The organism is Weissella confusa (genome assembly GCA_041871065.1).
In the GTDB taxonomy this organism is placed as follows: Bacteria; Bacillota; Bacilli; order Lactobacillales; family Lactobacillaceae; genus Weissella; species Weissella confusa_A.
Genome location: CP168942.1, coordinates 1,999,860 through 2,026,798 on the forward strand (window position 1 = coordinate 1,999,860; position 26,939 = coordinate 2,026,798).

Annotated in this window: 20 protein-coding genes and 4 tRNA genes; all 24 read right to left on the reverse strand. The window is 46.7% G+C overall.

Going from position 1 to position 26,939, the window contains the following annotated elements; all coding sequences use genetic code 11:
• Positions 1 to 21 precede the first annotated feature (21 nt).
• A complete protein-coding gene (rpoC, locus tag ACAW68_09755) occupies positions 22 to 3,678 on the reverse strand; it encodes a DNA-directed RNA polymerase subunit beta' (GenBank protein ID XGA15734.1) in 3,657 nt (1,218 codons plus the stop codon).
• A gap of 163 nt (positions 3,679 to 3,841) precedes the next feature.
• The gene (gene rpoB, locus ACAW68_09760; protein XGA17027.1) at positions 3,842 to 7,453 is read right to left on the reverse strand and encodes a DNA-directed RNA polymerase subunit beta; all 3,612 of its coding nucleotides are present in this window, start codon (positions 7,451 to 7,453) and stop codon (positions 3,842 to 3,844) included.
• Positions 7,454 to 7,721: 268 nt separating this feature from the next.
• Positions 7,722 to 10,217, reverse strand: coding sequence for an ATP-dependent Clp protease ATP-binding subunit (locus ACAW68_09765; protein XGA15735.1), 2,496 nt, complete (start codon positions 10,215 to 10,217; stop codon positions 7,722 to 7,724).
• 1 nt (position 10,218) lies between these two features.
• Positions 10,219 to 10,695, reverse strand: coding sequence for a CtsR family transcriptional regulator (locus ACAW68_09770; protein ID XGA15736.1), 477 nt, complete (start codon positions 10,693 to 10,695; stop codon positions 10,219 to 10,221).
• A gap of 244 nt (positions 10,696 to 10,939) precedes the next feature.
• A tRNA-Arg gene (locus ACAW68_09775) sits at positions 10,940 to 11,012 on the reverse strand.
• Between the two features lie 34 nt (positions 11,013 to 11,046).
• A tRNA-Gly gene (locus tag ACAW68_09780) sits at positions 11,047 to 11,119 on the reverse strand.
• 6 nt (positions 11,120 to 11,125) lie between these two features.
• Positions 11,126 to 11,198, reverse strand: a tRNA-Thr gene (locus ACAW68_09785).
• Positions 11,199 to 11,220: 22 nt separating this feature from the next.
• A tRNA-Leu gene (locus ACAW68_09790) sits at positions 11,221 to 11,302 on the reverse strand.
• Between the two features lie 247 nt (positions 11,303 to 11,549).
• The gene (locus tag ACAW68_09795) at positions 11,550 to 12,833 is read right to left on the reverse strand and encodes a serine hydrolase (GenBank protein XGA15737.1); all 1,284 of its coding nucleotides are present in this window, start codon (positions 12,831 to 12,833) and stop codon (positions 11,550 to 11,552) included.
• A gap of 229 nt (positions 12,834 to 13,062) precedes the next feature.
• Complete coding sequence (serS, locus tag ACAW68_09800; protein ID XGA15738.1) at positions 13,063 to 14,346, reverse strand: serine--tRNA ligase; 1,284 nt, start codon at positions 14,344 to 14,346, stop codon at positions 13,063 to 13,065.
• A gap of 16 nt (positions 14,347 to 14,362) precedes the next feature.
• Positions 14,363 to 15,013, reverse strand: a complete 651-nt coding sequence (locus ACAW68_09805; GenBank protein ID XGA15739.1) for a deoxynucleoside kinase — start codon at positions 15,011 to 15,013, stop codon at positions 14,363 to 14,365.
• Positions 15,014 to 15,083: 70 nt separating this feature from the next.
• Entirely contained in the window at positions 15,084 to 15,869 is a 786-nt protein-coding gene (locus tag ACAW68_09810) for a D-alanyl-D-alanine carboxypeptidase family protein (protein ID XGA15740.1), read from the reverse strand.
• A gap of 99 nt (positions 15,870 to 15,968) precedes the next feature.
• Positions 15,969 to 16,388, reverse strand: coding sequence for a F0F1 ATP synthase subunit epsilon (locus tag ACAW68_09815; protein XGA15741.1), 420 nt, complete (start codon positions 16,386 to 16,388; stop codon positions 15,969 to 15,971).
• A gap of 12 nt (positions 16,389 to 16,400) precedes the next feature.
• On the reverse strand, positions 16,401 to 17,801 hold the full coding sequence (gene atpD / locus ACAW68_09820; GenBank protein XGA15742.1) for a F0F1 ATP synthase subunit beta: 1,401 nt from the start codon (positions 17,799 to 17,801) through the stop codon (positions 16,401 to 16,403).
• Positions 17,802 to 17,846: 45 nt separating this feature from the next.
• A complete protein-coding gene (locus ACAW68_09825) occupies positions 17,847 to 18,725 on the reverse strand; it encodes a F0F1 ATP synthase subunit gamma (protein ID XGA15743.1) in 879 nt (292 codons plus the stop codon).
• 17 nt (positions 18,726 to 18,742) lie between these two features.
• Positions 18,743 to 20,254, reverse strand: coding sequence for a F0F1 ATP synthase subunit alpha (gene atpA, locus ACAW68_09830; protein ID XGA15744.1), 1,512 nt, complete (start codon positions 20,252 to 20,254; stop codon positions 18,743 to 18,745).
• Positions 20,255 to 20,329: 75 nt separating this feature from the next.
• Positions 20,330 to 20,872, reverse strand: a complete 543-nt coding sequence (gene atpH, locus ACAW68_09835) for an ATP synthase F1 subunit delta (protein ID XGA15745.1) — start codon at positions 20,870 to 20,872, stop codon at positions 20,330 to 20,332.
• Positions 20,872 to 21,387 (reverse strand): F0F1 ATP synthase subunit B, encoded by a 516-nt coding sequence (atpF, locus tag ACAW68_09840; GenBank protein XGA15746.1) that lies wholly within the window; start codon positions 21,385 to 21,387, stop codon positions 20,872 to 20,874. Before atpF ends, atpH begins: the two co-directional genes overlap by 1 nt.
• Positions 21,388 to 21,411: 24 nt before the next feature.
• Positions 21,412 to 21,630, reverse strand: coding sequence for a F0F1 ATP synthase subunit C (atpE, locus tag ACAW68_09845; protein ID XGA15747.1), 219 nt, complete (start codon positions 21,628 to 21,630; stop codon positions 21,412 to 21,414).
• Positions 21,631 to 21,661: 31 nt separating this feature from the next.
• Positions 21,662 to 22,384, reverse strand: a complete 723-nt coding sequence (atpB, locus tag ACAW68_09850; GenBank protein ID XGA15748.1) for a F0F1 ATP synthase subunit A — start codon at positions 22,382 to 22,384, stop codon at positions 21,662 to 21,664.
• A 343-nt stretch (positions 22,385 to 22,727) separates the two neighbouring features.
• On the reverse strand, positions 22,728 to 24,005 hold the full coding sequence (locus ACAW68_09855) for a solute carrier family 23 protein (GenBank protein XGA15749.1): 1,278 nt from the start codon (positions 24,003 to 24,005) through the stop codon (positions 22,728 to 22,730).
• A 223-nt stretch (positions 24,006 to 24,228) separates the two neighbouring features.
• Positions 24,229 to 24,873 (reverse strand): NAD(P)H-binding protein, encoded by a 645-nt coding sequence (locus tag ACAW68_09860; protein XGA15750.1) that lies wholly within the window; start codon positions 24,871 to 24,873, stop codon positions 24,229 to 24,231.
• A gap of 105 nt (positions 24,874 to 24,978) precedes the next feature.
• Positions 24,979 to 25,608 carry a uracil phosphoribosyltransferase gene (gene upp, locus ACAW68_09865; protein XGA15751.1) on the reverse strand — a complete coding sequence of 210 codons (630 nt, stop codon included), beginning with the start codon at positions 25,606 to 25,608 and terminating at the stop codon, positions 24,979 to 24,981.
• 43 nt (positions 25,609 to 25,651) lie between these two features.
• Entirely contained in the window at positions 25,652 to 26,902 is a 1,251-nt protein-coding gene (gene glyA / locus ACAW68_09870) for a serine hydroxymethyltransferase (protein XGA15752.1), read from the reverse strand.
• Positions 26,903 to 26,939: the final 37 nt, after the last annotated feature.

Here is a 26,939-nt window from a genome sequence, read left to right on the forward strand (position 1 = left end):
ACTAACAGCGATTAACCGAGATTAGTCGTTGTGCAAGTTCATTGAGTTTTCAATATCAGCGATTGAAGGAATCTTCGTACCCTCTTCAGTTGATACAACAACAGGATCTGCAACGACCTTGTCTTCAACAGCTTGGTATTGCTTCATACCAGTACCAGCTGGGATCAACTTACCGATGATAACGTTCTCCTTCAAACCAACCAATGGATCGTTCTTTCCACGGATAGCAGCGTCAGTCAAGACACGAGTCGTCTCTTGGAATGATGCGGCTGACAAGAATGAGTTCGTCTCCAATGATGCCTTGGTAATACCAAGCAAAACTGGACGTGCTGTGGCTGGCAAACCACCCTTCAACAACGTCTCTTCGTTAGCATCACGGAATTGCGCGATATCCATCAACGTACCTGGCAACAAGTCCGTTTCACCCGGATCCATGACACGCACCTTACGAAGCATTTGGCGAGCCATAACTTCGATGTGCTTGTCAGAGATCTCAACACCTTGCATACGGTAAACCTTTTGCACTTCACGCACAATGTAGTTTTCCGTAGCCAACGTGTCACGTACTTGGATGATTTCCTTAGGGTCAGCTGAACCTTCGTTCAACGTCTCACCACGGTGGATTTGATCACCTTCGGCCACACGCATGCGTGCAGTCATTGGCAACGTGTAAGTACGCGTATCCGTCTCACCTTGAACAGTAACTTCCTTAGTACGTTCTGCTGGGTTTTCTTCAATAGAAGTAACCTCACCAGTAACTTCAGTAATCATAGCACGACCCTTAGGGTTACGTGCTTCAAAGATTTCTTGCACACGAGGAAGTCCTTGCGTGATATCGTTTCCGGCAACACCACCAGTGTGGAAAGTACGCATAGTCAATTGCGTACCAGGCTCACCGATTGATTGTGCGGCAACAGTACCAACAGCTTCACCAACTTCAACAACGTCACCAGTAGCCATGTTGCGACCGTAGTCGTATACGCAGACACCGTGTTCCGTGTTGCAAGTAAAGGCTGAACGAATGTTAACAGTCGTTACGCCGGCGTTGACAATGGCCTTAGCCTTGTCTTCGTCGATCATTTGGTTGTGAGCAACGATGACTTCACCAGTCTTAGGGTCGATAACAGCCTTTTGTGCATAACGTCCCAAAATACGCTCGTACAATGACTCGATGACTTCGTTACCGTTCATGATTGCAGAAACATCCAAACCACGATCAGTACCACAGTCGATCTCACGAATGATAACGTCTTGCGCAACGTCAACCAAACGACGAGTCATGTAACCTGAGTCGGCCGTCTTCAAGGCCGTATCAGTCATACCCTTACGAGCACCGTGAGTTGAGAAGAACATTTCCAAAACTGACAATCCCTCACGGAAGTTGGCAATGATAGGCAACTCCATGATACGTCCGTTAGGCGCAGCCATCAAACCACGCATACCGGCCAATTGCGTAAAGTTAGAAATGTTACCACGAGCTCCTGAATCTGACATCATGAAGATGTTGTTATCAGGCTCGAAGTGCTCAATAAGCTTAGCAGTAATGTCATCCTTCGCTTGGTTCCAGATGGCAATAACACGCTCATAACGCTCATCGTCAGTAATCAATCCACGACGGAATTGCTTAGAAACAGTAGCGACTTGCTTGTGAGCTTCTTCGATGATTCCTGGCTTTTCCTTCAAGTCAGTAACGTCGGCCACACCAACCGTCAAACCAGACTTAGTTGACTCATCGTAACCCAAGTCCTTCATGCGGTCCAATAGCAATGACGTTTCAGTAACCTTGTAGATCTTGTAGACTTCGGCAACGATGTCTGACAAGAATCCCTTCTTGAATGGAGGCAAGATTGGCGTCTCAGCAAAGTGTGCCTTGATGTCAGTTCCTGGCTCCAAGAAGAAGCGGTCGTCAATGGCGTGCAAGTTAGCCTCGGTTGGCTCGTTCAAGTATGGGAAGTCGACTGGCAAGATGTCGTTAAAGAACAACTTACCAACAGTCGTCGTCATGATACGTGAACGTTGCTCGTCAGTGAATGGCTTTTCTGCAGGGAATGAAGACGTTTGAACTCCAATACGAGTGTGCAAGTGCACATACTTGTTTTGGAATGCAGTACGAGCTTCGTTGATATCCTTGAAGACCATACCTTCACCTTCACGACCAGCTTCTTCAGTCGTCAAGTAGTAGTTACCGATAACCATGTCCTGTGATGGGGCCACGATAGGCTTACCATCCTTAGGTGCCAAGATGTGTCCAGCGGCAAGCATCAACAAACGAGCTTCTGCTTGAGCTTCATCTGACAAAGGAACGTGGATGGCCATTTGGTCACCGTCAAAGTCGGCGTTATAAGCTTCAGTAACCAATGGGTGCAAACGCATAGCCTTACCTGGCACTAGGACAGGTTCGAACGCTTGAATACCCAAACGGTGAAGCGTTGGTGCACGGTTCAAAAGAACTGGGTGCTCCTTGATAACGTCATCCAAGACGTCCATAACAGCGTCATCACGACGGTCGATCATACGCTTTGCGGCACGGATGTTTCCAACCAAGTCACGCGCAACCAATTCCTTCATGATGAATGGGCGGAACAATTCCATAGCCATTGGACGTGGCAATCCCATTTGGTTCATCTTCAAGAAAGGACCAACGTCGATAACTGAACGTCCTGAGTAGTCAACACGCTTACCAAGCAAGTTTTGACGGAAACGTCCTTGCTTACCCTTAAGCATGTGTGACAATGACTTCAATGGACGGTTACCAGGACCTGTTACAGGACGTCCGCGACGACCGTTGTCAACCAACGCGTCGACGGCTTCTTGCAACATACGCTTTTCGTTTTGCACGATGATTCCAGGTGCGTTCAACTCCAACAAACGCTTCAAACGGTTGTTACGGTTGATAACACGACGGTACAAATCGTTCAAGTCAGACGTTGCAAAACGTCCACCTTCCAATTGCACCATTGGACGCAAGTCAGGTGGGATAACTGGAATAACATCCATAACCATCCACTCTGGCTTGTTACCTGACTTAACGAAAGCTTCGATAATGTCCAAACGACGAACGGCGCGAACACGCTTTTGACCAGTGGCCTCACGCAATTCTGCCTTCAACGTCTCAACTTCGGCTTCCAAGTCAACGTTTGACAACAACGTTTGTACAGCTTCAGCACCCATGCCAGCTTCAAATGCGCTACCATATTCTGCCTTCAACTCGCGGTACTCGCGTTCTGACAACAATTGCTTTTCAGTCAAAGGTGTATCACCGGCCTTTGTAACCACGTAAGAAGCGAAGTAAATAATCTCTTCCAATGAACGTGGTGACATGTCCAAGACCAATCCCATACGTGAAGGGATTCCCTTGAAGTACCAGATGTGTGATACAGGAGCGGCCAACTCGATGTGACCCATGCGCTCACGGCGGACCTTTGAAGACGTTACTTCAACGCCGCAACGATCACAAACGATTCCCTTGTAACGAATACGCTTGTACTTTCCGCACGCACATTCGTAATCCTTGGTAGGTCCAAAGATACGCTCGTCGAAAAGTCCATCCTTTTCAGGCTTGAGCGTACGATAGTTGATTGTCTCAGGCTTCTTAACTTCACCATAAGACCAGCTGCGAATCTTGTCTGGGCTAGCCAGTCCGATTTGCATGCTTTCAAACTTATTGACATCAATCAATGGTTTGACCCCTTTCGTAGGTTCCTATATACAATCCAATCCAGCACTTCACTAAGTCCGTGCTTACCATGTTCGAATGATCAAACGCAGTAAGCACGAACCTAGCAATGTGCTAGGTTGGCTAACAATCTCTTAAAAGTAGCGCAGGGCTAAGAATAATCTCTTATTCAGCGTCGTTCAAGTTAACGACACCGTCAGCCTTAGGAGCTGATGCTTCGGCACCGTCGGCAGCAAATTCTTGTGCCAAACGTTGTGCTTCTGCATTAGCGGCTTCGATGTTAACGATTGAATCGTCATCATCCATGTCACGCAATTCGATCTCACGATCATCTGCGTCCAAGACCTTCATGTCCAAACCAAGAGCTTGCAATTCCTTAACCAAGACACGGAATGACTCCGGTACACCTGGCTTAGGGATTTGGTCACCCTTAACGATGGCCTCGTAAGTCTTAACACGACCAACAACGTCATCTGACTTGTACGTCAAGATTTCTTGCAAAGTGTGCGCAGCACCATAGGCCTCAAGGGCCCAAACTTCCATTTCACCGAAACGCTGTCCACCGAATTGCGCCTTACCACCAAGTGGTTGTTGCGTAACAAGTGAGTAAGGTCCGATTGAACGGGCGTGCATCTTGTCGTCGACCATGTGGGCCAACTTCATGTAGTGCATGATTCCGACAGAAACACGCTTGTCGAAGGCTTCACCAGTACGACCATCGTACAAGACAGTCTTACCGTCTGATGGCAAACCAGCTTCCTTCAAAGCGTCCCAGATATCCGCGTCACGGGCACCGTCAAAGACAGGTGATGCGATGTGGATACCCAATTCGCGAGCAGCCATACCCAAGTGCAATTCAAGCACTTGTCCGATATTCATACGAGATGGCACACCCATTGGTGACAACATAATGTCGATAGGCGTTCCGTCTGGCATGAATGGCATGTCTTCTGAAGGCACGATAACTGAAACAGTTCCCTTGTTACCGTGACGACCGGCCATCTTGTCACCAACTTGAATCTTACGACGTTGTGCGATGTAAACACGAACCATCATGTTAACACCTGGTGCCAATTCGTCACCGTTCTCACGCGTAAAGATACGAACGTCTTGAACGACACCGCCACCACCGTGAGGAACACGCAATGACGTATCACGAACTTCACGGGCCTTCTCACCGAAGATGGCGTGTAGCAAACGCTCTTCAGCTGACAATTCAGTAACACCCTTAGGCGTAACCTTACCAACCAAAAGATCACCGTCTTCAACTTCAGCACCGATACGGATAATTCCGCGCTCGTCCAAGTTCTTCAATTGCTCTTCACCAGTGTTAGGGATTTCGCGAGTGAACTCTTCAGGGCCAAGCTTCGTATCACGAGCCTCTGATTCGTATTCTTCAATGTGGATTGACGTGTAAACATCATCGCGGATCAAACGTTCGTTGATGATGATGGCATCTTCAAAGTTATATCCTTGCCAAGTCATGAAGGCGATCAATGGGTTTTGTCCCAAAGCCAATTCACCTTGCTCCATTGATGGACCATCGGCCAAAACTTCGTCGGCATCAACTGCATCCCCAACCTTAACGATTGGACGTTGGTTGTAGTTCTTACCGGCATTTGAACGACGGAACTTCATCAATTCGTACTTATCAAGTGAACCATCTTCGCGACGAACGCGGATTTCGCGACCGTCAACGTACTCAACCGTACCAGGGTACTTAGCGATAATGGCAACACCGGCGTCGTGGGCAGCCTTGTATTCGATACCCGTACCAATCAATGGTGCGTGTGGATCGATCAAAGGAACCGCTTGACGTTGCATGTTGGCACCCATCAAGGCACGGTTAGAGTCATCGTTTTCCAAGAAAGGAATTGCGGCCGTGGCAACGGCAACAATTTGCTTAGGAGAAACGTCCATGTAGTCAACTTGGTCGATAGAAACTTCGACGTTTTCCTCACTCTTACGAGCTAAAACAACGTCAGAAGCAAATGATCCATCTTCGTTCAAAACTGAGTTACCTTGGGCAACGATGAAGTTATCTTCTTCGTCGGCCGTCAAGTAGTCAATCTTGTCCGTAACCTTGTGAGTCGTCCAGTCAACACGACGGTATGGCGTCTCAATGAATCCGTAACGGTTAACACGACCGTACGTAGCCAATGAGTTGATCAAACCGATGTTAGGACCTTCAGGCGTTTCGATAGGGTCCATACGTCCGTAGTGCGTGTAGTGCACGTCTCGGACTTCATAACCGGCACGGTCACGAGTCAAACCACCAGGTCCCAAGGCAGATAGACGACGCTTGTTCGTCAATTCTCCAAGAGGGTTAGTTTGGTCCATGAATTGTGACAATTGTGATGAACCGAAGAACTCCTTAACAGCTGCCACAACAGGGCGGATGTTAATCAATTGTTGTGGTGTAACCGTATCTGGGTCTTGGATAGACATACGCTCACGAACCACACGCTCCATACGGCTCAAACCGATACGGAATGTGTTTTGCAACAATTCACCCACACGACGGATACGACGGTTACCCAAGTGGTCAATGTCGTCCGTTGCGCCGATGCCCAATGGCAAGTTCAAGAAGTAGTTCATACCAGCGATAATATCAGCTGGTTGGATCGTACGAACAGATTCGTCAAATTGACCGTTACCGATCACTGGCAAAACCTTTTCAGGATCCTCTGGGTTTTCAACCAAGATAGTTTGCAACGTCATAGGCGTCGTCACAACACCTTCGTCTGAAGGCGTAAATGTCGTCGTCTTAAAGTCGTCACGGTCAAGGAATGGTGCCAAAGCAGCCATAACCTTCTTGTCGACAACCGTTCCCTTTTCGGCGATAACTTCACCAGTATCAGGGTCGGCCAACGTCTCACCCAACGTCAAGCCCATCAAACGCGTCTTCAATGACAACTTCTTGTTGATCTTGTAACGACCAACAGGTGCCAAATCGTAACGCTTTGGGTCGAAGAAGCGAGCCGTCAACAAGGCACGAGATGAATCGGCCGTCTTTGGCTCACCTGGACGTAGGCGTTCGTAGATGTCCTTCAAGGCCTCTTCGACACGTGAGTCGTTGATGTCCTTGTGAACGTCCTTATCCAACGTCAATGAGATTGAATCGTATTGGTCACCCAAGATTTGCAAAACCTCTGAATCTGATCCGTAACCCAAGGCACGAACCAATTCAGTAACAGGCAACTTACGCGTACGATCGATACGTACGTAGCTCAATCCCTTTGCGTCTGTTTCAAATTCCAACCAAGCACCACGGCTTGGGATGAACGTCGTACCGTAGTTAGGACGACCGTTCTTGTCCAATTCCTCGTTGTAGTAAACACCAGGAGAGCGAACAAGTTGTGAAACGATAACACGCTCAGCTCCGTTAATGATGAACGTACCTGATGGCGTCATCAATGGGAAGTCACCGAAGAACACGTCTTGTGACTTGATTTCACCAGTTTCTTGGTTCGTCAAGCGCAACGTTACGTGCAATGGTGCTGAGTAATTTGCATCGTGGTTACGAGCTTCTTCTACTGTGTACTTAGGCTCCATGAGCTTATAGTCCACAAATTCCAATGACAACTTTCCTTGGAAATCTTCGATTGGCAAAATGTCAGTGAACATTTCACGCAATCCTTCATCCAAGAACCAGTTGTATGAGTCCGTTTGGATCTCAATCAAGTTAGGCAAATCAAGGACTTCCTTGATTCGTGCGTAACTGCGACGAACACGGTGCTTACCGTACTTTACAAGCGTTCCTACCAAGTTTTCCACCTCGCTTTGATTTGGCCAACTGCGCACACCAGTTTCTTTACAGTTTGATTACAAAATCTGTTTTTTACCGGTTTTTGAGTGCAAAAAAGACAACGACATTTTCGACTTCGAAAACGCCACTGCCCCTGCTATAAAGGCTTTCAGGGACAATATTTCCTGTCAGCCGTTGTCTATGCACAATTAAACTACCTTATAGTATACAAGAAAAAGCAAGCATTATCAAGGTTTGCGTCCTTTGTCAATACTCGCTTTTTCAAATAAATTATGGTTATTCTGTGACCGTCTCTTTTGGCTCAGCCTTCGCCTTCACGTTAATCGTGATTTCACCGGCCTTCGCACCGATTGTCACAACATCATTCGTTGTAATCTTACCGCTCAACAATTCCTCTGACAAACGATCTTCAACCTTCGTTTGTAGCGCACGACGAATTGGACGGGCACCGTATTCAGGATCGAAGCCAGCTTCGGCCACTGCATCAATAGCAGCTGGCGTCATCTTAACATCGAATCCTTGTTCTGAAATACGCTTCAACACTGACTTGGCCATCAACTTCACGATTTGGTGTAGTTCTGGCTTTGTCAAAGCGTGGAAGACCACGACTTCGTCAATACGGTTAATAAATTCTGGACGGAACGTCTCACGCAATGTTTGACGAACAGTCGCATTCATTGCGTCGTAGTCCTTAGACTTGTCGACCGCACCGAATCCAACTGACTTCTCATCACGCAAACGCGTTGCACCCAAGTTAGACGTCATGATGATAATCGTGTTACGGAAATCAACCTTACGTCCCTTAGCATCCGTTAGGTAACCATCGTCGAACACTTGCAACATCAAGTTGTAGATGTCTGGGTGAGCCTTTTCAGCCTCGTCCAACAAGACAACTGAGTATGGGTTACGACGAACCTTTTCAGTCAATTGACCACCTTCGTCATAACCGACGTAACCAGGTGCTGAACCAACCAAACGGCTTGCTGAGTATGCTTCACGGTATTCAGACATATCAACACGAATCATGTTGTCTTCTGAACCAAACATTGCTTCAGCCAATGCCTTAGCCAATTCAGTCTTACCAGTTCCAGTAGGTCCCAAGAACATAAATGTTCCAATTGGGCGTTGTGGATCCTTCAAACCTGAACGGGCACGACGAATGGCACGGGCAATTGCTGAAACGGCTTCGTCTTGACCGATAACACGGTCGTGCAAAACCTTCTCCAAGTTCAACAAACGCTCTTGTTCTGACTTTTCCATTTGCGTTAGTGGAATACCAGTTTGCTCTGAAACCACTTCAGCAACATCGTGCGTCGTAACTTCCAAGTCGTAGTTTGACGTTCCTTCAGGTTGCTCAGCATCACGTTCGGCGATGTACTTATCAACCTTCTTCTTTTGCGTCATTTCCTTCTTACGAAGTTGCGCTGCCAATTCGAAGTCCAAAGACTCGATAGCGGCATCCTTTTCAGCGCGGATAGCTTGCAACTTCTCTTCCAACTTAGCCAATGGCGTCTTGTGACCTGAACGATCGATACGAACCTTAGCCGCAGCTTCGTCCATGATATCGATGGCCTTGTCTGGCAAGAAGCGATCCGTGATGTAACGCACTGACAACTTAACAGCGTCAACTACGGCATCATCTGAAATGGCAACTTGGTGGTGTTGCTCATAACGTGACTTCAAGCCCTTCAAGATTTCAATGGCATCAGCTTCCGTTGGTTCGTCAACTTGCACTTGGGCAAAACGACGCTCCAAAGCAGCATCAGCTTCAATGTACTTTTGGTACTCATCCAACGTTGTCGCACCAATCGTTTGCAACTCACCACGAGCCAAAGCTGGCTTCAAGATGTTTGAGGCGTCGATGGCACCTTCTGCACCACCAGCACCAATCAACGTGTGCAACTCATCGATGAACAAGATGACGTTTCCGTCACGTTGGATTTCGTCGATAACCTTCTTCAAACGGTCTTCGAACTCACCACGATACTTCGTGCCGGCAACCAAAGAACCCATATCAAGCATCATCAAACGCTTCTTTGCCATGTCAGCTGGCACATCCCCAGCGACAATCTTTTGGGCCAAACCTTCAGCAATCGCCGTCTTACCAACACCAGGCTCACCAATCAAGACTGGGTTGTTCTTCGTACGACGTGACAAAATTTGGATGACACGCTTAACTTCAGCAGAACGGCCGACAACTGGATCCATGCGGTGATCACGCGCTTGTTGCGTCAAATCACGCGCCAATGAATCAAGGGTTGGCGTTCCTTCTTGTGCTTGTTGGTTACCGCGACGGCCACCACGAGCATCCTTCTTGCGTGCCGTATCATTGATACCAAGCTTACGCAAAATGACACGACGCATCTCACCTGGATTTGCATCCAATGAAATCAAGATACGTGATGACAAAATTGAATCATCAGCCAACAATGCCAACAAGATGTGTTCCGTACCAACGCGGCCTTGTTGCATGTTACGTGCTTCTTCACCGGCCATTTGCAACACTTCACCAGCCTTTGGTGAGTATGGCAAGTAAGCTTCCTTTTCAGCACGTGACAACGTACCGTAACCAGTGAATCGCTCAATCTCCTCACGAATATCATCGTCAGAGATGTTAAATTGTTGCATTACCTTGCTAGCGATACCTTCCTTCTCGATGGCCAAAGCCAACAAAAGGTGCTCAGTACCAACTGCTTGGTGCTTAAAATACTTTGCTTGTTCTTGCGCCAAAACAAGTACGTTCTTGGCGCTTGGTGTGTATTGATTATCCATATTAATTACGCTCACTTTCAAACCGCATTCGGTTTAATAATTGACGTAGCAATCGTCCGCGTAGACGTCCTTCAACTTGAACATCCCCAACGTCCAACGCTTCCTTCGACAACATTGTCAGCAGCAGCTCCTGCTCCCGTTCCGTTAATATCTCATCGCGTACTAGACTAGATAAGATATCGCGAACCTCACGAACACTCACCTGGTCAGAAAGACTTGATAACAACTCTTCAATATAATGAGGATCAGCCCTCAGCGGCACCCGCTCAATGCGGATAAAGCCACCGCCACCGCGTTTTGAAATCACGCGATAACCTTGTTGAATTGAAAACCGTGTCTTAATGACATAGTTGATCTGCGAAGGCACAACGTCGAATCGTTCCGCAAGCTCTGCGCGCCGAATTTCAATCTGTTCTGATTGCTGCAAAATCTGTTTGAGATATGCTTCGATATAGTCTGACATATTTTGTTCAGCCATCTTTGCGCCTCCTTGACCAATGTTGACATTATTATAGAACGTGCGGTTCACTAATGCCAATAATTCGTCACGTCGTTCTGACTTAAGGTAAGTTTACCATTAAACACAAAAACCAAACAAAAAATTTCACACTTAATCGATTATGTAAATCGTACCAAACAAGTTTGCCTATTCAGTTCGAAATCTTGTGGTAAAACACGACAGAAAAACCACCAAGTTATTACTTGATGGTTTTTCCAATCGATGGGCCTAGCAGGACTCGAACCTGCAATACCCGGTTCGTAGCCGGGGTGTTTATCCAATTAGCATATAAGCCCATTATTTAATTATTTGATCCTATAAAGAATCAGAAGCGAACAACGGGATTCGAACCCGCGACCTCTACCATGGCAAGGTAGCGTTCTACCAACTGAACTATATTCGCATCAAATGCCGACTACTGGATTCGAACCAGCGACCCCTTCATTACTAGTGAAGTGCTCTGCCAGCTGAGCTAAGTCGGCATGTCTATCGGATAACCGATAATACGGATGACAGGAATCGAACCTGCACGCCCGAAGGCACTGGAACCTAAATCCAGCGCGTCTGCCAGTTCCGCCACATCCGCAACAGACGTCTTTTCAAGTTATTCGCTTGAAACAACTTTTATATAATAACAAGTACAGAAGCAAGTGTCAACACTTTTTTCAGACTTTGTTATTTTGGAACGCTTGGCAGCGGCCCCGGTAGGCATGTCGCCTAACCACTTGATATATAATACTCGCCCCAATGCCATTTGGCAATACTTTTTTCATAGAAAAAACGCATTTCATACAAAAAAGGTGACCACCTGTTGTGATCACCCTTCTATCTAATTATTTAGTTGCCGTAATGTCGTAGTTGCTCTTACCGAACATACCACGCCAAGTCGTTGCGAACCAGTTTGCACGTGGCTCTTCTGAAACTGAAACCAACTCAACTTCAGGAGCACCCGTCAACCAGTCGTTGGCTGCTGCAAATGATGATTCCAATTGCGCCGTTCCCAACTTCTCGTTTTGCTTCAATGGTGCTGTGATCTTCTTGCTCAACTTTGCGTTCACAGCCTTCGTCGTTGCTGACTCACCAGCTGGCACGAAGAAAGTAGCTGTTCCCTTAGTCTTGTATGAGATCTTACCATCCTTGGCCGTCAAAACTGAGACCGTATTCTTGGCTGGCTTCAAACCTGAGGCAACCTTTTGCACCTTAACTGCATCGTCAGCCTTCTTAACCATCGTCAACGTTGCGTTAAACTTAGCAGCGGCATCAGCATTGTCGCCTGAGTTCAAAACAACTGAGACAACTGGACGGCCTTGAATCTTCGTTACACCAACAAAGTTTCCACCGGCGTTAGGCGTCGTTCCCGTCTTCAAACCAAGCCAGTTCAAATCAAACGTTTCGTTACCCAACAATTCGTTCGTGTTGTTCATCGTTTCAGTACCACCTGAAACAGCAGGGAACTCAACCGTCTTTTGTTGTGCTGTCTTCAACACGTCAGGGAAGTCCAATACCAAGCGACGGGACACCACAGCCAATTCGCGGGCTGACATTTCGTTTTCAACATCTTCGTCAGCTGATGAATCCTTGAACTTCTTCATGTCACCGTTCGTCAAACCTGAGGGTGAGTAAATCTTCACGCCAGCAATTCCCCAGCTTTCCAACTTAGCTTCCATCATCTTTTCGAACTTAGCTTGGCTACCACCCAACAAGTTCGCCAACAACAAAGCAGCACCGTTTGAAGATGGCACCATCATCGCGTCGATCAATTGTTGCACCGTGTACGTCTTCTCAGCCGTCATTGGCGTGTTTGCCACTGACAAGTCTTGACTGAAGGCCGCGATGTCCTCAGGCACCTTCACCTTTTGTGACAATGAAATCTTGCCTGACTTGATAGCTTCCTTAACCATGTACATCGTAATCAACTTAGTCGTTGAAGCGATTGGCAAACGCTCCGTTCCGTTTTGATCAGCGATAACTTGACCAGTTTGGGCGTCAACCACAACACCCGCCTTTGTTGATTGTAGGCCTGGGTCAACCAAAGCGGCACTCGCGCTCGTCCCAACTGATGCCAACACACCTGCTGCCATCAAACCTGCCATCATTTGCTTCGTAACCTTACGCATATCTTTTCCTCACTCTTATCGCGCCACAGTCATCATTCCGTAACGCATTACTTAATATACTTATTATTTACAAATAACTTATGCATTATTTGCCTGAAATATGAAGAAAATGTGGTCGTTGGGAAAAGGGAGTTTGTGGTGTGCGTCGACACACACCACTACATAAAAATCGCCAAACAAAAAGCCCAACAACCAAAAACTGATTGTTGAGCTAATTTACTGTTTAATTTTACAACGTGTCTTCTGGCACAATCTTATCGGCACCGAAGTATGGACGCAAAACTTCAGGAATCGTAACCGTTCCGTCTTCGTTTTGGTAGTTCTCCAAGATAGCAGCAACCGTACGTCCAACAGCCAAACCTGAACCGTTCAACGTGTGTACAAATTGCAACTTACCCTCTTCGTCACGGTATTGGATACGTGCGCGACGTGCTTGGAAGGCTTCCGTGTTTGAAACTGATGAAATCTCACGGTAGATGTCTTGCTCAGGCATCCAAACTTCCAAGTCATAAGTCTTGGCAGCTGAGAATCCCATGTCTCCCGTTGACAACGTGATAACGTGGTATGGCAAGTTCAACTTTTGCAAGATGTTTTCAGCGTTAGCCGTCATGTCTTCCAAAGCTTGGTATGATTGCTCAGGCTTCGTAAACTTAACCATTTCAACCTTGTTAAATTGGTGCATACGAATCAATCCACGCGTGTCGCGACCAGCTGAACCAGCTTCTTGACGGAATGATGGTGAAACAGCCGTTACTGAGTATGGCAACTTGTCAGCATCAATCACTTCTTCGCGGAAGTAGTTCGTCAAAGGCACTTCGGCCGTTGGAATCAACGTCATATCTTCGTTAGTTCCAACACGGTAAGCGTCTTCCATGAACTTAGGGTATTGTCCCGTACCAAACATAGCAGCATCCTTAACCATGTATGGCGTGATCATTTCCTTGTAGCCTTCCTTTTGGTGCTCGTCCAACATGAAGTTGTAAACGGCACGTTCTAGGCGGGCACCTTGACCAACGTAGTAGACAAAGCGAGCACCGGCAACCTTAGCACCGCGCTCCCAGTCCAAGATACCAAGGTCTTCACCAATTTCGTAGTGGGCCTTTGGCTTGAAGTCGAATGAAGGAATTTCTCCCCAAGTACGCTCTTCGCGGTTGGCTTCTTCGTCAGCACCAACTGGAATCGTTGGGTTTGGCAAGTTAGGGAAGTGCAACATGCGGTCTTGGATAGCCTCGTCAACCTTAGCAACTTCTTCGTCCAATTCCTTGATCTTAGCAGATACTGCTTGCATCTCGGCGATAGTCTCTGAAGCATCTTCCTTGTTGCGCTTCTTCAAACCGATTTCATCTGAAACCGTGTTACGACGCGCCTTCAACTCTTCAGTTTGCACCAACAATTCGCGACGCTTAGCATCGTCAGCAATCAATGCATCAATTTCTGATGGGTCAACACCACGCGTTGCCAAACGTTCCTTGACGCTTTCCGTTTCGTTACGGATCAACTTCATATCTAACATATTCTTATTCTCCTAATTAATCACGCAAACCCAATTCATCAATCTTTTCGTCGATCAATGCCAATACTGCCTTAGCAGCTTCTGGGTCATTCACAAAGTCGTGCTTGTCACCATCGATACTTAGCTTTGGTGAACGATCATAACTTTCGAACCAAGCAATGTAGCGTTCGTTCAACTTCTTGTAGTAATCGTACAATGATGGATCGTGGTCGATTTGCTCGAAGTCACGACCACGCTTTTGAATGCGGGCCAACATCGTGTCGAAGCTAACGTGGATGTAAATCAACAAATCTGGCGTCTTCACAATGGCATCGTCAGAAAAATCAACTTGCTCCATCATGTTGTTCAACAAGTCACCGTAAATGGCAACTTCAGTTTGCGTTGCACGCTCCAAGTCAGCGTTCAATTGGAACAACAACAAGTCCTCAAAGATTGAACGGTCAATAACGTTCAACTTGCTTCCTTGTGCGTCCTTGATGTTATCCATACGCTTGTTCAAGAAATAATTTTGTAGCAAGAACGCGTACTTCTTTGGATTCTCGTAGAACAAAGGCAAAATTGGGTTATCATCTACGGACTCATAAAATGCTTCACTTCCCAAGTGCTCAGCGAGCATCGTCGTCAAACTGGTCTTCCCAGCTCCAATAGTTCCCGATAATACAATCATCGTGTCGTCCTGCTTTCTCAAATCATAATTAATTCTATTTTAGCAAATTTTCCGCGTGCTTAAAACTCCCTTATTTGGTTAAGCGGTCGCTGTATTTTGCCGTATATTCTTCGAGCGCTGGAATATCATCGCTCTTTGTCTTGTTGTAATCGCCACCGGCATTACCAGTGTATTGCTCAAGGGAGATATTTTGTTCCTTAATCACCTTGGCAGCGGTCATGCCAACATAGCGCATGTGCCATTCCTCGTGGGAATATCCGGTTGAACTCGTTAGGTCAGCTGGGTAACGGACAATCAAACCATACTTGTAGGCATTGTCGCGCAACCACTTTGCGGCAGCTGGATCAGAACCACCTTCCGCAAACAAGCCACCGCTACCGTTACGCAAATCGAACGCCAACCCAGATTGGTGCTCTGAGTAACCTGGACGGGCTGACACCGCATCAGCTCCAGCTTGCCCTTCAGAAGCGACATAACCATCGTACAACGTCTTTTGATAATCATAGCCACGGTAACCTGAGACTGTGTCACCAACGTCAAAGCCAGCTTGCTTCATCGCCGCAATCAGTTCATCCTTAGCCGTTTCCGTACGCGGACTCAAACCACCGTTATAAGGGTTGTAGTCAGCTGGCAATGGGTGCTTTTTATTCACAACCATCAATAGTGTTGCTTCTTCGCTACCTGGCTTAATCGTCACCGGATATGCCTTCTTCTCACTGCTTGATTGTTGCTTAGCTGGTTGCTTGGTCGTTGTTTGCGTCTTCTCGGCTGGTTGGTCTTGGTGCAATAACCAATAACCACCACCGGCCAATGCAACGACGACCAGACCGGTACCAACAAGTTTTCCAAATTTCATTCTCGCATTCCCCTCATAATATCATTGCTTCTAGTGTACCATTTTGTATGCAAAAAGGGCCTTGAACAAAATGTTCAAGACCCTTAAATTCGCAATCTATTACTTCTTTCCAGAAGCAACGTGGATACGGTTTACGGCACGCAACAAAGCGACCTGTGCGCGTTCCACATCACGAGTTGAGTTATCATCAGCCAAACGGCGCTCAGCGCGTTCCTTGGCTGACTCCGCACGAGTAATGTCGATGTCAGCAGCACGCTCTGCAGCGTCAGCGACAACCGTCAACTCGTTTGAAGAAAACTCGGCAAAACCGCCACTAACGGCAAGGCGTTCTTCAACACCGTTGACGTCATCGACAATCTTAACTTCGCTAACCTTCAAAGCAGCGATAATTGGTGCGTGGTTCGCCATGACACCTACTTCACCGCCAGTCGTGCTAAGCACAACCAACGTAGCAGTCTCATAATCGAACACGACACCGTTCGGCGTTACCACCTTAACATGTAGGCTGTGTTCATTCATGGCGCGCCCTCACTATTGAGCCATCGTAGCAGCCTTTTCAGCTACTTGTTCGATGACACCAACGTTACGGAAGGCATCTTCAGGGTATTGGTCGTACTTACCTTCCAAGATTTCCTTGAAGCTACGTACAGTTTCAGCAACTGGTACGTACTCACCCTTCAAACCAGTAAACGTCTCAGCGACTGAGAATGGTTGTGACAAGAAGAATTGAATACGACGAGCGCGGTTAACGATCGTCTTCTCTTCATCTGACAACTCATCCATACCCAAGATTGAGATGATGTCTTGCAACTCACGGTAGCGTTGCAAAGTACGTTGTACTTCCGTAGCTACTTCGTAGTGTTCTTGACCAACAATCTCAGGCGTCAAAGCAGTTGACGTTGATGCCAATGGATCCACGGCTGGGTAGATACCTTGTTGCGTCAAAGCACGCTCCAAGTTAGTCGTGGCATCCAAGTGGGCAAATGTCGTCGCAGGAGCAGGGTCAGTATAGTCATCGGCAGGCACGTAAACGGCTTGGATTGACGTAACTGAACCCTTTTGCGTTGACGTAATACGCTCTTGCAATTGACCCATTTCAGTTGCCAACGTAGGTTGGTAACCAACGGCTGATGGGATACGTCCCAACAAGGCTGAAACCTCTGAACCAGCTTGCGTGAAACGGAAGATGTTGTCGATAAACAACAACACGTCTTGTCCGTTAACATCACGGAAGTGCTCAGCGATTGTCAAACCAGTCAACGCAACACGCATACGTGCTCCAGGAGGCTCGTTCATTTGACCATAAACCATGGCCGTTTGCTTCAAAACGCCTGAATCTTGCATTTCGTGGTACATGTCGTTACCTTCACGGGTACGCTCACCAACACCAGTAAATACAGAGATTCCGTTGTGACCTTGAGCGATATTGTGAATCAACTCTTGAATCAAAACTGTCTTACCAACTCCGGCACCACCAAACAATCCGATCTTTCCACCACGGATGTAAGGTGCCAACAAATCGATAACCTTGATACCAGTTTCAAGGATTTCAGTAGATGTGGCCAATTGGTCGTAAGCTGGGGCCTCACGGTGGATAGGGTCACGAGGAACATCCTCACCCAACTCTTCACCACCATCAACGGGGTTACCCAAAACGTTGAACACACGTCCCAACGTAGCTTCACCGACAGGCACACTAATTGGTGCATTAGTGTCTTCTACGGCCATTCCACGTTGCAAACCATCAGTTGAGTCCATGGCGATCGTACGTACGACACCATCACCCAAAGCCAAAGATACTTCGACCGTCAACGTACCTTGCTCACCCTTATCGATGATCAAAGCGTTGTTGATGTCAGGTACTTGAGTTCCTGATGGAAAGGCAACGTCGACGACTGGACCAATGACTTGAACAACACGTCCGGTACTCATTGTCGTTTCCTTCCTTCATTTCAAAAGGTTGCTATGACGCTTGGATTAATCCAAAGCAGCCATACCACCTGTAATTTCTGTAATTTCCGTCGTAATCGCACTTTGACGCGCACGGTTAAATTGCAATTCCAACGTACGGATGATTTCCTTAGCGTTATCAGTTGCAGATGACATTGCGTTGGCAGAAGCCGCGTGCTCAGCCGTCTTGGCATCCAAGATAGCACCGTAGACCAAACTCTCAGCATATTGTGGCAAAACCACACCAAGAATTTGTTCTGGAGAAGGATCCATTTCGTAATCCGCCTTCACTGAATCTTCAGACGTTGGTTCCATGTCGTCAGTAGAAACTGGCAACATCTTCTCCAAACGCAATTCATTTTGAATACGTGATACGAAGTGTTGGTATGCAACAGTCAACTCATCAAAGACTTCGTTATCGTACATCGTCGTAACGGTCTTAACGATTTCGCGAACCTCGTTAAAGGTAGGCACGTCAGACACACCACGGTACTCGTACGCAACGTTGTAGCCACGCTTCTTGAAGAAGTCTGAGGCATTACCACCAACGGCCAAAATAACCACTTGGTCAGGCGTCAATTGACGCTCTTCGATAATCGCCATCATACCCTTCAATAGCGTTGAGTTATAACCACCAACCAAACCACGATCAGAAGAGATGACCAAGAAGCCAACCTTCTTCACATCACGTTGTTCTAGCAAAGTACCAGAAACATTGTTGATGTGCGCATTAGATAAGTGAGCCACAACGTCGTGCAAGGCGTTAGCATACGTTGTGTATGATCCACCGTGACGTTGAATTTGGCTCAACTTAGCCGTTGAGACCATTTGCATGGCACTCGTGATTTGTCGCGTCTTTTTTGTTGAGGCAATTCGGCGTTGAATATCTTGCAAAGAAGCTGCCATTTATCGCCCCTCCCTAATTATTGGGCACTTGGCGCAAAGGTTGCCTTGAACTCCGTAATAGCGGCGTTCATAGCATCTGCATCAGGCAAGTCCTTTGTGTCAACAATCGTTTGCAACAAGTCGTTGTGTGAAGCACGAACAGCAGCGATCATTTCTGATTCGAAGCGTTGGATATCTTCAACAGCAACATCGTCCATAAAGCCACGAGTCAAGGCGTACAATGACAAAACTTGCTCTTCAACAGGCAATGGTTGGTGCAAAGGTTGCTTCAACAACTCAACCGTACGACGACCACGGGCCAACTTAGCTTGCGTTGCCGCATCCAAGTCAGAACCGAATTGTGCGAATGACTCCAACTCCTTAAATGAAGCCAAGTCCAAACGCAACGTTCCGGCAACCTTCTTCATCGCCTTGATTTGGGCGTCACCACCAACACGTGAAACAGAAGTTCCGGCATCGATGGCAGGACGAACACCGGCGTAGAATTGGTCGGCATCCAAGAAGATTTGTCCGTCAGTGATTGAGATAACGTTAGTTGGGATGTACGCAGAAACGTCACCCGCTTGCGTTTCGATAACTGGCAAAGCAGTCATTGAACCGCCACCCAATTCGTCTGACAACTTAGCAGCACGTTCTAGCAAACGTGAGTGCAAGTAGAAGACGTCACCAGGGTAGGCTTCACGTCCAGGAGGACGACGAAGAATCAATGACAGCTCACGGTAAGCCGTAGCTTGCTTTGACAAATCATCGTACACAATCAAGACGTGCTTGCCGTTGTACATGAACTCTTCACCCATAGCTGCACCGGCATAAGGAGCCAAGTACAACATAGGAGCTGGTTCTGAAGGACCGGCTGACACAACAATCGTGTAATCCAAAGCGCCCATTTGACGCAAAGTTTCAACTTGCGTACGCACAGTTGAATCCTTTTGACCAATAGCCACGTAGATAACGATCATGTCTTGATCCTTTTGGTTCAAGATTGTATCGATGGCTACAGACGTCTTACCAGTCTTACGGTCACCGATGATCAATTCACGTTGTCCACGTCCAATTGGAACCAAAGCGTCGACGGCCTTCAAACCAGTTTGTAGTGGCTCGAAAACAGACTTACGCTCCATAACACCTGGGGCCTTTACTTCAACAGGACGAGTGCTCGTCGTGTTAATTGGTCCCATTCCGTCGATTGGTTGACCCAATGCGTTAACAACACGTCCGATCAATCCCTCACCAACAGGCACTTCCATGATACGACCAGTGCGCTTAACAGTATCGCCTTCGCGAATCTCGTCGTACTTACCCAAGATAATGATACCAACATCATTAGACTCAAGGTTTTGTGCCATACCAAATACGCCGTTCTCAAACTCGACCAATTCACCGGCAAGAGCGTTCTCCAAACCGGTTACACGGGCAATACCGTCACCAACGTAGGTAACAGTTCCCGTTTCTTGAACAGTCAATTCGTCTTGATAGTTGGCCAATTGGCTCTTGATGAGTGAACTGATTTCTTCAGCTTTGATGCTCATTTCAGCAGTTCCTCTTTCTTTAAAGTGTGTCTATTCATCACACACAACATCAATTTCTACTAGATTTTCAGATTACTAGCGGATGATACTCTGACGAATAGCAGCTAACTTAGTTGCTAATGACCCATCCAAAATCTGGTTGTTCGCTTGTACAACAACACCACCAAGCAAGGCTTCGTCGACAACTTGTGTCAACTTAATCTCCTTAGCTTCAAAGCGCTTTGCAAGTTGTTCCGTCATACGGGCAGCTTGTTCGTCGCTCAAAGCAACAGCAGTCTTAACCTCGGCATATACCACACCTTCAGACTTGTTAACCAAGTCTTCATAAGCTGTGATAATTGCAGGTAGGTCGCTGAAACGGCGATAATCATACGCCATTTGCAACAAGTTCTTAACCACTTGGCTAGCACCATCAGATAGCGTTGCTACCATTTGTTGCTTAGCTGACTCAGGCACACGCATTGATTCGATAGCCTTCGTCAATTCTGGGTTTTCCACCAATACTGTACGTACTTCAACCAATTCGGCCAAAGTAGCAGCATCCGTGTTTTGGTCATGGGTTAATTCGAACAAAGCAACGGCATATCGCTTAGCAATCGTTGCTTGATCCAATGCCATTACTTGTTACCTAACCCTTCGATGTAGGCGTCAATCAACGCCTTTTGATCATCTAACTTTAGTTCCTTTTGGATAATCTTTTGTGCGATCGTCACTGACAATTCAGCAACATCGTTCTTAACGCCAGCCATTGCTTCGGCACGCTCTTGCTCGATTTGAGCTGAAGCTTGATCCTTAGTAGCTTGGGCAGCTGCGTGCGCGTCCGCAACGATTTGATCACGTTGTTTTCCTGCAGCAGTCTTAGCGTCAGCGATGATGCCGTTTGCTTCAGTGCGAGCTGATTGCAATTGAGCTGAACGCTCAGCTGCATCAGCTTCGGCTTGCTTACGGGCCTCTTCAGCAGAGTCCAAATCGTTAGAAACCTTTTTCGCACGCTTTTCCATCATCTTTACTACTGGACCCCAAGCGAAGTACTTCAAAAGAAGCATCAACACAAGGAATGCCACTAGTACAAACAACATGTTACCCAAAGCCAACCCTTCGCTAGCACCTGCTAGAACAATTTGATTAATCATAATTAGTTGGCCTCCGCGTTACTATTACTTGCTCAACAACATGAAGGCAATGGCGATGGCAATGATAGGCACGGCCTCGACCAATCCAACACCGATGAACATGTTAGAACGCAACTTACCTTCCAATTCAGGTTGGCGAGCCATACCTGAGATCATGCTTGAAATAACAATACCGTTACCAATTCCGGCACCAATTGCGGCACCCGCTGCGGCAACACCAACACCAATGGTTGCAACGTCCATTTTTTTAATCCTCCGATTAATTAAGAAAAAATTACTCTTCAATCTCAGTCTTTTCTGAAACGTAAACTGTCGTCAACGTCACAAAGACATAAGCTTGAATACTTCCGACAAACAAAGAGAATGCTTGCCAAATCATCGTTAGCAAGAATGCTGGAACGAATGATACGACACCGGCTGATTTTGCCAATTCCCAAAGAAGAGACAAGACCATTTCACCGGCAAAAATATTACCGAACAAACGAAGTCCCAATGTCAAGAAACTCGTGAATTGTTCAATAATGTTAATTGGCAGCAATGCGCTGAATGGACTCAAGTAAACTGACTTGAAGTAGTTTTTGAATCCGAGCTTTTGAACACCCAAGTAGTGGGACATTCCGATTGCAATCAATGCCAAGGTCATCGTGACCAACGGATTAGCCGTTGGAGAACGCAAGAACGTTACGTCATTGAAGTCAACCACGAAGGCAACACCTAGTTGGTTGGCAACAAAGATGAACATGAACATTGAGAATGCGAAGAACTTCAAATTAGTTCCAGTTCGATTTGGAAGCGATCCATCAACGATACCGTTGGTAAAATCGATAATCCACTCAAGGAAGTTTTGCTTTGACGCGCCAGCTGGCTTCATAACCAGCTTACGAGACATCCAAAACGCCAAGAAGAAAACAATAGCGAATGTAACAGTCGTTGAAATAATGATGCTCCAGTCGAACGTTAGCCCCGCAATGCTAAAGGTTGCGGTCTTCTCACCCACAGAAATCCACCTCTTTCCTTTCTAAATAATCGCGGTGATGCGCAGAACACAGACCGTTTAAAACTTTTACCCCCTAATATTACGCCTTTTATATGTGAATTCAACGTTTTAAGCTTCAACACTTTTGTCCCAAATGTGCAATCAGATTTAGAAACGCCGTAAAACCGCGGTTTTAAACATTCCACTTCGGAATAGTTTCATATTTATATCCATAATTTGATATTTTAGATATTCTAAAAAATAGCATAATCCTAGTCATACCAACGCCTATTCCCACTTTTTACAAGAAAAAACCGCGGTATTCCATATCGGAAACCGCGGTTTGAGTTTGTATAATTATTAACTATTTCTCTGAAGCAGCCTTTTCTGGCAATACCAAATTCAAGAAAATCCCCAAGACAGTGGCGATGGCAACACCAGAGAATTGGATGATGTCGTTACCCTCACCCACTTGTAGGTAAGCGTTACCGATACCGATAACCAAAACTGATGAGGCAATCATCAAGTTACGCTTCAAGTTGAAGTCGATCTTGTTTTCAACGATGATACGCAAACCTGACGCTGCGATAACACCGAATAGCAAGAATGACACACCACCCGTAACGGCGCCAGGAATTGATTGGATCAACGCTGACAACTTACCAACGAATGAGAACAAGATGGCGAATACGGCGGCACCAATCAAAACGTAAACTGAGTGCACCTTCGTAATGGCCATAACACCAATGTTTTCACCATATGATGTCACTGAAGGTCCACCGACCAATCCGGCAAAGATTGAGGCAGTACCGTCACCAGCCAACGTACGGTGCAAACCTGGGTTACGCATGAAGTCGCGTCCCGTCAAGTCATCCAAGACCATCAAGTGACCCAAGTGCTCCGTGATCGTTACCAAAGCCAATGGCGCCATAACGATGATTGCGCCCCAGTGCATGACTGGCCTGTAATCAACGAATGGAATGTCGAAGTCTGGCAAGGCGAACCAAGCAGCGTGTGCAACTGGTGCCAAATCAACCAACCCGAACAAGATAGCGAAGATATATCCACCAACGATTCCCAACAAGATTGGAATCAAACCAAGGAAGCCTTTCAAGAACATGTTGAAGACAATCGTCAATCCCAACGTGATCATCGCAACCGCGAAGACGCGGATGTCGTACTTACCGTTCAACAACGTTGCTGATTGTGCAGCTGATGATGACAATGACAAACCGATAACCATAATGATTGGCCCGACCACGATCGGTGGCAACAACTTTTCAATCCAGTTCGTACCGATTACGGCAACGATTGCAGCCACAATCAAGTAAACAATACCAACTGAGATAACACCAGTGGCAACACCAGGGTATCCTGTGGTCTTCATCAAGGCCACCATCGGAATGATGAAGGCAAAACTAGAACCCATGTACGCTGGAATTTGCTTCTTCGTAATCAAGATGTGGAGCAAAGTTCCCACACCAGAACTGAACAAGGCAATTCCAGGATTCAAACCAACCAACAACGGTACCAAAACCGTTGACCCAAACATTGAGAACATGTGTTGCAATGACAATCCAATCCATTGCAAGAACCCAGGCTTCTCATTAACGTCAAGTACGACGTCACGCTTCATATCCATGAGCAAACTCCTCTATAATTCCCGTCTTTATACAAAAAACAGCCAGGACGACCATGTCATCCCAGCTGTAAAAAATCTTCTAACGTACGGTTGCACGTTGACCCGAACTTGTCAGTCTCGCTGGGCTGACTTAAAGACGTCTTTTCTTAACTTCACTCAGTATAAACTAGTTAACAAAGTTAGTAAACAAGCCAGCTCCACATTAAACGTTTAACCTTCTATATTAAATTGACTTAAGTGTATCTAGTGCCAATTTGATGTCAGTTTCACCTTGGCGCATTGAAATAACGCGGTGGAATGTGTTCTCACACTTCAACATTTCTGACAACACCTTAGCCACATCGGCAATCGTGTTCTTGCCCGTACCGGCGTTCTTTGGATTCAAGTCAACCTTGCCCGTGGCAGGTTCTTCCGTCAATCCAACCGGTTGCAAAATCGTGTAGTTCAATTCCGTGTGGTGCATCAACCAGTGATCACCAAAGAACTTCGCGATGTTGTAGTTCATCATGCTCTCGTCTTGCCACTCAGCAGGTGATAGTGAGTGCCATGATGACAACATGATAAAGCGCTTGACGCCCAACTTGTCCGCAGCATTTTCAAGCTTCACGGCACCGAAAGCATCGATTTGTAACAAGTTCTTACCACGTGATCCAGCCACGAAGTAAATGGCATCCAATTCCAATGGACGCAATTCGCCAACCAACGTTGCTTCATCTGCCAGCAAATCAATGTTCTTTACTTCAACACCTTCACCAAAGTCTTGGTCCGTGTGCCGCGTTCCCGCAATCACTTGACGGCCATCCGCCACAAGATTCTTAACCAACTCTTCGCCGACGCGCCCACTTGCGCCTACTACTAATACCTTCATCGCGTATCTCCTCAATTTCTATTATCATCTTCACTACTATTATCAAAGACAAAAATGGAGACCGCATGAATTAATTCTTGCAGTCTCCAAATTTTCTTTAACTAATTAGTGAGTACCGAACAAACGGTCACCCGCGTCACCCAAACCTGGGATGATGTATCCGTGCTCGTTCAAACCTTCGTCCAAACCAGCCGTATAGATATCAACATCAGGGTGGGCCTTTTGTACAGTCTCAACACCGATTGGTGCAGAAACCAACGTGATCAACTTAATCTTAGTTGCACCGCGCTTCTTCAAAGCGTCAATAGCCATAACAGCTGAACCACCAGTAGCCAACATTGGATCAACAACCAAAACTTCACGTTGGTCGATGTCTTCTGGCAACTTAACGAAGTATTCAACTGGCTCCAATGACTCTTCATCACGGTACATACCGATGTGACCGATACGTGCAGCTGGGATCAACTTCATGATTCCGTCGACCATCCCCAAACCAGCACGCAAGATTGGCACGATGGCCAACTTCTTACCAGCCAATTGCTTTTGCGTCGTCTTGGCAACTGGTGTCTCGATTTCAACATCTTCAACTGGCAAATCACGTGTGACTTCATAGGCCATCAATGAAGCAATTTCATCAACGATCTCACGGAATTCCTTCGTTCCAACATTCTTATCACGGATAATCGTCAACTTGTGTTGGATTAGTGGGTGATCAAAAACAGTTAGCTTGCTCATGTCATGTACTCCAATTCATTTTCTACTATTATACAGGTAATTGTTATTCAGCGTGTTCAATTCCACTCAATGGGAACTTATCCGTCAATGCAATAACTTCCTTGGCAATCATATCAAGAACTTCTTGGTTATCGTGGTTCTCAAAGGCACGCAAAATCATGTGTGCGACTTCGCGAGCTTCATGCTCCTTGAATCCACGCGTCGTAATTGCTGGCGTTCCAATACGGATACCTGATGTGATGAATGGGCTACGAGGCTCATTTGGAATGGCTTCCTTGTTGGTCGTAATGTGAATGCTGTCCAACAAGTTTTGGGCTTCCTTACCCGTCAAACCAGTGGCCGTCAAATCAAGGTTGAACAAGTGGTTGTCCGTACCACCAGAAATGACGCGAACCAAATCTGATTGGCTAAATACTTCAGCCATAGCCTTAGCGTTAGCCACGATTTGCTTACCGTATTCCTTGAAGCTTGGTTGCATCGCTTCGTAGAACGCAACGGCCTTACCAGCAATCACGTGCTCCAAAGGTCCACCTTGCGTACCAGGGAAGATGGCTGAGTTCAACTTCTTACCCAACTCTTCCTTGGCCAAAATCATACCACCACGAGGTCCGCGCAATGTCTTGTGCGTCGTCGTCGTGACCACATCAGCGATACCAACTGGTGATGGGTGAACCCCAGCAGCAATCAAACCGGCGATGTGTGCCATATCAACCATCAAGTATGCGCCAACAGAATCAGCGATTTTACGGAAACGGTCAAAGTCAATGAAACGTGAGTAGGCTGATGCACCCGTCACAATCAACTTAGGCTTAAATTCTTCAGCCAAAGCTTGGACTTGGTCATAATCAATCAACTCGTTCTCATCCAAACCATAGGCGTGGAATTGGTACGTCTTACCTGAGAAGTTAACAGGAGAACCGTGCGTCAAGTGACCACCAGCGTCGAGGTCCATCCCCAACACGTGGTCACCATGCTCAAGCAAAGCTGCATAAACAGCTGCGTTGGCTTGTGAACCTGAGTGTGGTTGCACGTTGGCGTAGTCCGCACCGAACAATTCCTTGGCACGATCGATCGCCAATTGCTCGATTTGGTCGATAAACTCAGTTCCACCGTAGTAACGCTTGCCAGGATAACCTTCAGCGTACTTGTTCGTCAAAATGCTACCTTGCGCAGCACGCACCCCTGCTGATGCAATGTTTTCAGATGCAATCAACTCGATGTTGTGCTCTTGACGGTCAGCCTCGCGGTCAACGGCAGCCCACAACTCCGGATCAAACTCACGATAATTTGTCATTCACATGACCTCCTATTAAATCCCCAAATATAAACGA

What these genes read in the sequence shown, in the direction of transcription:
- atpE (XGA15747.1), bottom strand. Translation starts at nt 21,630, where the DNA reads ATGGACGTTGCAACCATTGGTGTTGGTGTTGCCGCAGCGGGTGCCGCA.
- ACAW68_09810 (XGA15740.1), bottom strand. Translation starts at nt 15,869, where the DNA reads ATGAAATTTGGAAAACTTGTTGGTACCGGTCTGGTCGTCGTTGCATTG.
- serS (XGA15738.1), bottom strand. Translation starts at nt 14,346, where the DNA reads ATGTTAGATATGAAGTTGATCCGTAACGAAACGGAAAGCGTCAAGGAA.
- atpD (XGA15742.1), bottom strand. Translation starts at nt 17,801, where the DNA reads ATGAGTACCGGACGTGTTGTTCAAGTCATTGGTCCAGTCGTCGACGTT.
- ACAW68_09805 (XGA15739.1), bottom strand. Translation starts at nt 15,013, where the DNA reads ATGATTGTATTATCGGGAACTATTGGAGCTGGGAAGACCAGTTTGACG.
- ACAW68_09825 (XGA15743.1), bottom strand. Translation starts at nt 18,725, where the DNA reads ATGGCAGCTTCTTTGCAAGATATTCAACGCCGAATTGCCTCAACAAAA.
- ACAW68_09765 (XGA15735.1), bottom strand. Translation starts at nt 10,217, where the DNA reads ATGGATAATCAATACACACCAAGCGCCAAGAACGTACTTGTTTTGGCG.
- atpA (XGA15744.1), bottom strand. Translation starts at nt 20,254, where the DNA reads ATGAGCATCAAAGCTGAAGAAATCAGTTCACTCATCAAGAGCCAATTG.
- ACAW68_09815 (XGA15741.1), bottom strand. Translation starts at nt 16,388, where the DNA reads ATGAATGAACACAGCCTACATGTTAAGGTGGTAACGCCGAACGGTGTC.
- ACAW68_09770 (XGA15736.1), bottom strand. Translation starts at nt 10,695, where the DNA reads ATGGCTGAACAAAATATGTCAGACTATATCGAAGCATATCTCAAACAG.
- upp (XGA15751.1), bottom strand. Translation starts at nt 25,608, where the DNA reads ATGAGCAAGCTAACTGTTTTTGATCACCCACTAATCCAACACAAGTTG.
- ACAW68_09855 (XGA15749.1), bottom strand. Translation starts at nt 24,005, where the DNA reads ATGGATATGAAGCGTGACGTCGTACTTGACGTTAATGAGAAGCCTGGG.
- atpH (XGA15745.1), bottom strand. Translation starts at nt 20,872, where the DNA reads ATGGCATTGGATCAAGCAACGATTGCTAAGCGATATGCCGTTGCTTTG.
- ACAW68_09795 (XGA15737.1), bottom strand. Translation starts at nt 12,833, where the DNA reads ATGCGTAAGGTTACGAAGCAAATGATGGCAGGTTTGATGGCAGCAGGT.
- ACAW68_09860 (XGA15750.1), bottom strand. Translation starts at nt 24,873, where the DNA reads ATGAAGGTATTAGTAGTAGGCGCAAGTGGGCGCGTCGGCGAAGAGTTG.
- glyA (XGA15752.1), bottom strand. Translation starts at nt 26,902, where the DNA reads ATGACAAATTATCGTGAGTTTGATCCGGAGTTGTGGGCTGCCGTTGAC.
- atpF (XGA15746.1), bottom strand. Translation starts at nt 21,387, where the DNA reads ATGATTAATCAAATTGTTCTAGCAGGTGCTAGCGAAGGGTTGGCTTTG.